Source organism: Patulibacter medicamentivorans (genome assembly GCF_000240225.1).
Classification (GTDB): Bacteria; Actinomycetota; Thermoleophilia; order Solirubrobacterales; family Solirubrobacteraceae; genus Patulibacter; species Patulibacter medicamentivorans.
On sequence record NZ_AGUD01000244.1, the window covers coordinates 61,910 to 68,809 of the forward strand.

Annotated in this window: 6 protein-coding genes; 4 read left to right on the top strand and 2 right to left on the bottom strand. The window is 75.1% G+C overall.

The features are described 5' to 3' along the window. Window positions 1-9: 9 nt before the first annotated feature. The gene (locus PAI11_RS16920; RefSeq protein ID WP_007577018.1) at window positions 10-678 is read right to left on the bottom strand and encodes an MBL fold metallo-hydrolase; all 669 of its coding nucleotides are present in this window, start codon (window positions 676-678) and stop codon (window positions 10-12) included. Further along, the gene (locus PAI11_RS16925) at window positions 668-2,380 is read right to left on the bottom strand and encodes an MFS transporter (protein WP_007577020.1); all 1,713 of its coding nucleotides are present in this window, start codon (window positions 2,378-2,380) and stop codon (window positions 668-670) included. Before PAI11_RS16925 ends, PAI11_RS16920 begins: the two co-directional genes overlap by 11 nt. A 42-nt stretch (window positions 2,381-2,422) precedes the next feature. On the opposite strand from PAI11_RS16925, the gene PAI11_RS16930 reads away from it, so the two are divergent. The 4 genes from PAI11_RS16930 to PAI11_RS16945 all read left to right on the top strand — a co-directional run. After that, window positions 2,423-2,842 carry a MarR family winged helix-turn-helix transcriptional regulator gene (locus PAI11_RS16930; protein ID WP_007577022.1) on the top strand — a complete coding sequence of 140 codons (420 nt, stop codon included), beginning with the start codon at window positions 2,423-2,425 and terminating at the stop codon, window positions 2,840-2,842. A 147-nt stretch (window positions 2,843-2,989) separates the two neighbouring features. Beyond that, window positions 2,990-4,063, top strand: coding sequence for a hypothetical protein (locus PAI11_RS16935; protein ID WP_007577024.1), 1,074 nt, complete (start codon window positions 2,990-2,992; stop codon window positions 4,061-4,063). A gap of 105 nt (window positions 4,064-4,168) precedes the next feature. Beyond that, complete coding sequence (locus PAI11_RS16940) at window positions 4,169-5,368, top strand: bifunctional glycosyltransferase family 2/GtrA family protein (RefSeq protein WP_050897284.1); 1,200 nt, start codon at window positions 4,169-4,171, stop codon at window positions 5,366-5,368. 28 nt (window positions 5,369-5,396) lie between these two features. Continuing rightward, window positions 5,397-6,900 (top strand): glycosyltransferase family 39 protein (locus PAI11_RS16945; protein WP_138974377.1); only part of this gene is annotated, 1,504 nt, incomplete at its 3' end.

Sequence of the window (6,900 nt, forward strand, 5' to 3'; positions counted from 1 at the left end):
GGCCGGCCGCTACGGCGTCGCCGGCAGCACCAGCAGGGGACCGTCCCCGGCGGGCAGGTCGGCGAGCGCGAAGGTCGCACCGGCGGTCCGCTCGACCCGTGTGAAGCGCTCCGCGAACGCGTCCGCCGGCTCGAGGAAGTTCGTGCGCGCCGTCCGGTAGTGCATCGGCACGACCCAGCGCGCGCCGACCCGCTCGGCGATCGCGGCGGCCTGCGGGGCGCCGATCGTCGGGCCGCCGCCGACCGGGACGAGCAGCAGGTCGACCGACCCGAGCGCCGCGGCCTGCGGATCGCGCAGCGCGTCCTGGCCGAGGTCGCCGAGGTGGGCGACCCGCACGCCGCCGAGGTCGAAGGCGTAGATCGTGTTCGCGCCGCGCTCGGTGCCGGCGGCGGCGTCGTGCTCCGATGCGATCCCGAGCACCTCGCCGATCGGCGACGGGTGGCGGCCCGCGGTCGAGCGGACGACGACCGGGTCGCCGGTCACCGCCTCGACCCCGTTGTGGTCGCGGTGCTCGTGGGTCACGAGCAGGAGGTCGGCGCGGATCGGCGGGATCGGCGGGTAGTCGAAGCGGATCCCGCGGGCCGCCGCGGCGGACATGTCGCCGAAGGGGTCGATCACGACCGTCGTCGCGCCGTCGGTCAGACGGAACGCGGACTGGCCGTACCACTCAACCTGCATGCTGCTCCCTCGGTCGCGGGGGTGGACCGCCGTGGTCGGCTGCGAGCCTCTCGCCGGCCTGGCGCCCGCCGCGCAGCCCGGACGCGGCGGCCGCGACCAGGCAGGCGACGATGGCGAACCCGAAGGCCGCGTGGAGGCCGTCGCGGAACGGCGGCGAGATCAGTCGCGGGAAGAAGTCGGGGCCGGTCACCAGCGCCTGCTGGTGCGCCGACAGCGCGTGCAGGGCGGCGGGGTCGAGCAGGTGCTGGACCGGGTCGTAGCCGAGGAAGGCGGCGAACAGCACCGACACCGGCGGCTGGTCGGCGACCTGCTGGGCGGCGGGCGCGGCGACGCCGTGCGCCATCAGCCCGTCCCGCAGCGTGCCGGGCAACGTGGCGGCCAGGCCGATGATCATCAGCGTGAAGAAGATGCCGATCGACAGCACCTGCGCCGAGTTCTGGAAGGTCTGGTTCATCGCCCCGCCGGCGCCGCGGTGCTCGGCGGGCAGGCTGTTCATCACCGCCGCCCGGTTGGGCGACGCGAACATCCCCATCGAGACGCCGAGCAGCAGCAGGATCGCGCCGAACGGCGGGTAGGCGAAGTCGGTCGGCAGCGCCAGCAGCAGGCCGAAGCCGAGGGCGGTCAGCAACATCCCGGTGGTCGCGAACGGGCGCGCGCCGAAGCGGTCCGACAGGTAGCCGGAGGCCGGTCCCGCGATCAGCATCCCGAGCGTCAGCGGCAGCATGTAGATGCCGGCCCACAGCGGCGTCTGCTCGAACGAGTAGCCGTGCTGCGGCAGCCAGATCCCCTGCAGCCAGATGATCAGCATGAACATCAGGCCGCCGCGCGCGACCGACGACAGGAACGTCGAGAGGGTGCCGAAGGTGAAGGCGCGGATCCGGAACAGCGAGAGCCGGAACATCGGCTCCGCCACGCGGCGCTCGACCAGCACGAACGCCGCCAGGCAGGCGACGGCCGCCGCCAGCAGCGCCAGCACGCGGGGGCTGCCCCAGCCGGTCGCGTGGCCGCCGGCCGGCCGGATGCCGTGGGTGACGGCGATCATCACCAGCACCAGGCCGAGCGCGAAGGCCAGGTTCCCCGCCCAGTCGATCGGCGCCCGTCGCGGCCGGCTCAGCTCGCGCAGGCTGCGGTAGGCCCAGACGGTCCCGGCGAGCCCGACCGGCACCGAGATCAGGAACACCAGCCGCCAGTTCACCGGGGCCACCAGGCCGCCGACGACGAGCCCGATGAAGACCCCGCTGACGCCGACGATGTTGTTGATCCCGAGCGCCATCCCGCGCTGGTGGGGCGGGAAGGCGTCGGTGATGATCGCCGCCGCGTTGGCGAGCAGGCAGGCGCCGCCGACGCCCTGCACGACCCGCAGCACGACCAGGTACATCGCGCCGGCCGAGCCCGTCATCCAGTCGATCGCCAGCAGCAGGGACGCGGCGGTGTAGATCACGAAACCGAGGTTGTAGATCCGGACGCGGCCGACGATGTCGCCCAGGCGGCCGAGGCTGACGATCAGCACGCTCGTGACGACGAGGTAGCCGAGGATCATCCACAGCAGGTACGAGCTGTTGGCGGGGACCAGCGGATCGAGGCCGATGCCGCGGAAGATGTCCGGCATCGCGATGATCGTGATCGACCCGTCGAGCGTCGCCAGCAGCACCGCGAGCGTCGCGTTCGAGAGCGCCACCCACTTGTAGCGGTCGGGGGCCACGGAAGAAATTGTACAGGTAAACTGTCTAATTGGGCAAGTGAGATGACCGAACCGGCAACCATCGCCAACGACCTGCGGGTCGTCCTGGGGCAGCTCGTCCGGCGGCTGCGGGCCCAGCGCCGGCAGGAGCTGTCGCTCTCGCAGGCCGCCGTCCTGGGCTGGATCGACCGCGAGGGAGCGGCGTCGATCACCGCGCTCGCCCAGCGCGAGCGGGTGCGGCCGCAGTCGATGGCGGCGACCGTCGCCGCGCTCGAGGAGGCGGGGCTGGTCGGGCGCCGGCCGGACCCCGACGACGGCCGCCGGACCCTGGTCGAGGTGACGCCCGCGGGGCAGGAGGCGATCGCCGTCGACCGCCGCGACCGCGAGAGCTGGCTGGCCGCGGCGGTCGCCGAGCTGGACGAGGGGGAGCGCCGGGTGCTCGTCGAGGCGACCGCGCTGCTGGCCCGGATCGCCGACCGCTGACCGATCGCGCGGCGTGCCGCGGGGCGGTCGGGGCGGGCCCTCCGGGGTCGCCGCCGGCGCTGGATCGGCGTAGGATCCGGGCCGGCGACACCGTGTGGGCCGTGGGCGCCGCGTCGGCGCCCACCGCTCGGAAAGGGCGCCGGCCCGTTGTCCGAGCGCACCATCCACGGTCACGAACGCGACGCCCCGGCGCCCGGCGACGACGCCGGGCCGGCGATCCTGACCGACGACGCCGGAACGGTGATCGTCGAGGCGCTGATCCCGCCCGGACCGCTGGCGCGCCTGCGGGCTCGCGGGCGCCGTCACCGGACCGCGATCCTGGTCGTCGGCTCGCTGCTGACCGCGGGCGCGATCGTCGCGGTCCTGTGGCGGCGGCGGGACGACTTCGCGACCGCGATCTCCGACGTCTCGCTGCTGGTGCTGCTCGCGACGACGCTGCTGCAGGCGATCGGGCTGATCTCGCGCAGCGAGTCGTGGCACCTGTCGGTGCGGGCAGCCGGCGCGACCGTCGACCGCCGGATCCTCTTCCGCGCGTCCAGCATGCAGGTCCTGGGCAGCGTCATCAACGGCCAGCTCGGGGTCGCGATGCGGATCGCCGCGCTGCGCCGCTCCTCGCCCGAGATCACGCCCAAGGTCCCGACCCTGATCGCCGCCGAGCTGCCGATCGTGGCGGTCGAGCTGATGCTGGCGGCGCTGGCGTCGTTCACGCTCGTCGGCCCGCTGGGGATCCCCTGGTGGTCGCCGATCGCCGTCTTCGCCGCGACCGCCTCGGTCGCCATCGGCCTGCGGCGGCTCGGACGGAGCACCGCGCGCGAGCTGTGGAGCGGGCTGGCGGTCCTCCACCACCCGCGGGCCGCCGCCGCGATGACGGTGGCGCTGCTGGTCGCGATCCTGGCCCAGGTCCTGCGCAACTGGATGCTGCTGCACGCGGTCGGCGTCGACGCGTCGTTCTGGGACGCGGTCGCCGTCCTGATCGCGGTCGCGACCCTCGCCCAGCTGCCGGTCGGGCCTGCCGGCGGCGCGGCCGCGGCGGTCCTGATCCTCGGCGGCGACGGGGTCGCCGCGGCGGCGGCCGCCGGGGTCCTGATGACGGTCACGGGCACGATCGGCGGGCTGCTGTTCGCCGGCTGGGCCGGAGGGGACCGCTTGTGGGCGTTCCGCCGGGATCGGCGGCGGTCAGACGATCGCGAGCCGTCGCCCCCGGGGCCTGCGGCGCGCTGAGCGACCGCCGTCGGCTGCCGCGACGCGACGATCGTCCGACCGCGCTCAGGAACGTCCCAGCCTCTTGCGGGATCGCTCTTATGCCGTCCCCGCAGGGTGGTCGGCATGCCCTCCACGAGCTTGGCCACCGTCGCCCACGACGGCCCCGCCGCGGCGCCCGCGCCGGTGGTGGAGGTCGTCGTGCCCGTCCACGACGAGCAGCGCGCGCTGCCGGCGTCGATCCGGCGGCTGCACGACCACCTGACCGCCGAGCTGCCGTTCAGCTGGCGGATCACGATCGCCGACAACGCGTCGACCGACGAGACGGCGCGGGTCGCCCGGGCGCTGGCCGACGACCTGCCCGGCGTCGTCCTGCTGCAGCTGCCGGAGAAGGGTCGCGGCCGCGCGCTGCGGGCCGCCTGGAGCCGCAGCGACGCCGCCGTCCTCTGCTACATGGACGTCGACCTCTCGACCGACCTGGCGGCGCTGCTGCCGCTGGTCGCGCCGCTGGTCTCGGGTCACAGCGACGTGGCGATCGGGACCCGCCTGGCGCCCGGCGCGCGCGTCACCCGCGGCCCGAAGCGGGAGCTGATCTCGCGGACCTACAACCGCCTGCTGCACGTCTCGCTCGCGGCCCGCTTCAGCGACGCCCAGTGCGGCTTCAAGGCGATCCGGGCCGACGTCGCCCGCGAGCTGCTGCCGCAGGTCCGCGACCAGGCGTGGTTCTTCGACACCGAGCTGCTGGTCCTGGCCCAGCGCGAGGGTCGCCGGATCCACGAGGTCCCCGTCGACTGGGTCGACGACCCCGACTCGCGGGTCGACATCGTCTCGACCGCGATGGAGGACCTGCGCGGGATCGCGCGGCTGCTGGCCGCCGCCCGGCTGACCCGGTTCCTGGCGATCGGCGTGCTGTCGACCGTCGCCTACGCGCTGCTCTACCTGCTGCTCCGCTCGCCGCTGGGGCCGGGAGCGGCGAACGTCGCGGCGCTGGCGATCACCGCCGTCGCCAACACCCAGGCCAACCGCCACGTCACCTTCGGGCTCCGCGGCCGCGAGGGGCTGCTGCGACAGCACGCGATGGGCGCCGTCGTCTTCGTGCTGACGGTGCTGCTGACCAGCGGCGCGCTGAGCGTCCTGCGCGCCCTCGACCAGGCCCCGGCGCGCGGCCTCGAGGTCGCGGTGCTGGTGGCGGCCAGCATCTGCGCGACCGTCACCCGCTACGTCGCGCTGCGGAGCTGGGTCTTCGCCCGCCGCGGGCGCGGCGCGCCGCGCCCGCGGGCGCTGGCCCCGTCCACCTCCTCGTCCGCCGACCGCGTCGGCGGCTGAACCGTCCCTCCCGATCCCGGAGCTTCCGATGTCGACCCCTGAGATGACCCTTCCCGGCCGCCTGCGAGAGGCGCCCGGACGAACCCTGGCGCGTGCCCGATCCGGCGCGCGGCTGCTGACCGCGCGGCCCGAGCTGCTGGCCCTGATCGTGCTCGCCACCGTCCTCGACCTGTGGGCCCTGGACCGCAACGGGATGGCCAACGAGTACTACAGCGCGGCGGTCCGCTCGATGACCGAGAGCTGGCACGCGTTCCTCTACGGCTCGTTCGACGGCGCCGGCGTGATGACCGTCGACAAGCCGCCGCTGGCGCTGTGGGTCCAGGCGCTGAGCGCCCGCGCCTTCGGCCTCAGCTCGTGGAGCATGCTGGTGCCGCAGGCGCTGATGGGCGTCGGCACCGTCGTGCTGGCCTACGACCTGACGCGGCGCCGGTTCGGCCGCGCGGCCGGCGGGGTCGCGGGGCTGGCGCTGGCGCTGACGCCGATCACCGTCGCGATCTCGCGCCACAACAACCCGGACGCGCTGCTGGTGCTCTGCGCGACCGGGGCGCTGTGGGCGCTCGTCCGCGGGCTCGAGGACGGCCGCACCCGTTGGCTGCTGCTGTCCGGGGCGCTGGTCGGGCTCGGCTTCGAGGCCAAGATGGCAGCGGCGCTGATGGTCGTGCCCGGGATCGTGGCCGCCTGGATCTGGGTGGCGCCGAACGGCCGCCTGCGGGCGGTCCGGCAGCTGGGCGGGTTCGGGCTCGGCGCGGCCGCCGTCGGCCTGGCCTGGCCGCTGCTGGTGTGGCTGACCCCGGCCGCCGACCGGCCGTGGGTCTCGGGCACGAGCGACAACTCGATCTGGTCGCTGATCTTCGGCTACAACGGCCTCGGCCGCCTGTTCGGCCAGAGCGGCGGGCCTGGCGGCGGAGCCGGCGGTCCGGGCGGCGGCGGTGGCGGCGGCATGGGTGGCAACGGCCTCTTCGGCGGTGACACCGGCGCGCTGCGGCTGCCCAACGACGCGCTCGGCGGGCAGGCCGGCTGGCTGCTCGGCTTCGCGCTGGTGGCCGGCGCCGGCCTGCTCGCCCTGACCCGCCTGCGCCGCGCCGACCCGCGGACCGGCTGGCTGATCGCGGCCGGCGGCGCCTGGCTGGTGACCGCCGTCGCGTTCAGCCGTGCCGAGGGCATCTTCCACCCCTACTACGTGTCGCTGCTGGCGCCGTTCACCGCGGTGCTCGTGGGCGCCGGTGTCGGGACCGTGCTCGACCGCCCGGGAGCGCTCGGCGCACGTTCGGATGACCCGAACGCCGCGCAAGCGTCGCCGCTGGCGGCCCGCGTCCTCGGCCCGCTGATGCTTGCCGGCGGCGTCGCGACCGAGCTGGTGGTCCTGGACCGCAGCGCCAGCGACATGAGCTGGATCACGCCGCTGCTGGTCGCGGGCTCGCTGGTCGCGGCCGGGGTGCTGGCGGCCGGCGCGGCGCCGAGGCTGCGCAACGCGGCCCTCGCCGCGGCGGTCGCGCTGCTGCTGGCGGCGCCCGGCGCCTGGGCCGTCCAGA

Bases quoted from the DNA above. Each gene is read 5' to 3' on its own strand.
- PAI11_RS16930 (WP_007577022.1), top strand. From the start codon at position 2,423: ATGACCGAACCGGCAACCATCGCCAACGACCTGCGGGTCGTCCTGGGG.
- PAI11_RS16940 (WP_050897284.1), top strand. From the start codon at position 4,169: ATGCCCTCCACGAGCTTGGCCACCGTCGCCCACGACGGCCCCGCCGCG.
- PAI11_RS16920 (WP_007577018.1), bottom strand. From the start codon at position 678: ATGCAGGTTGAGTGGTACGGCCAGTCCGCGTTCCGTCTGACCGACGGC.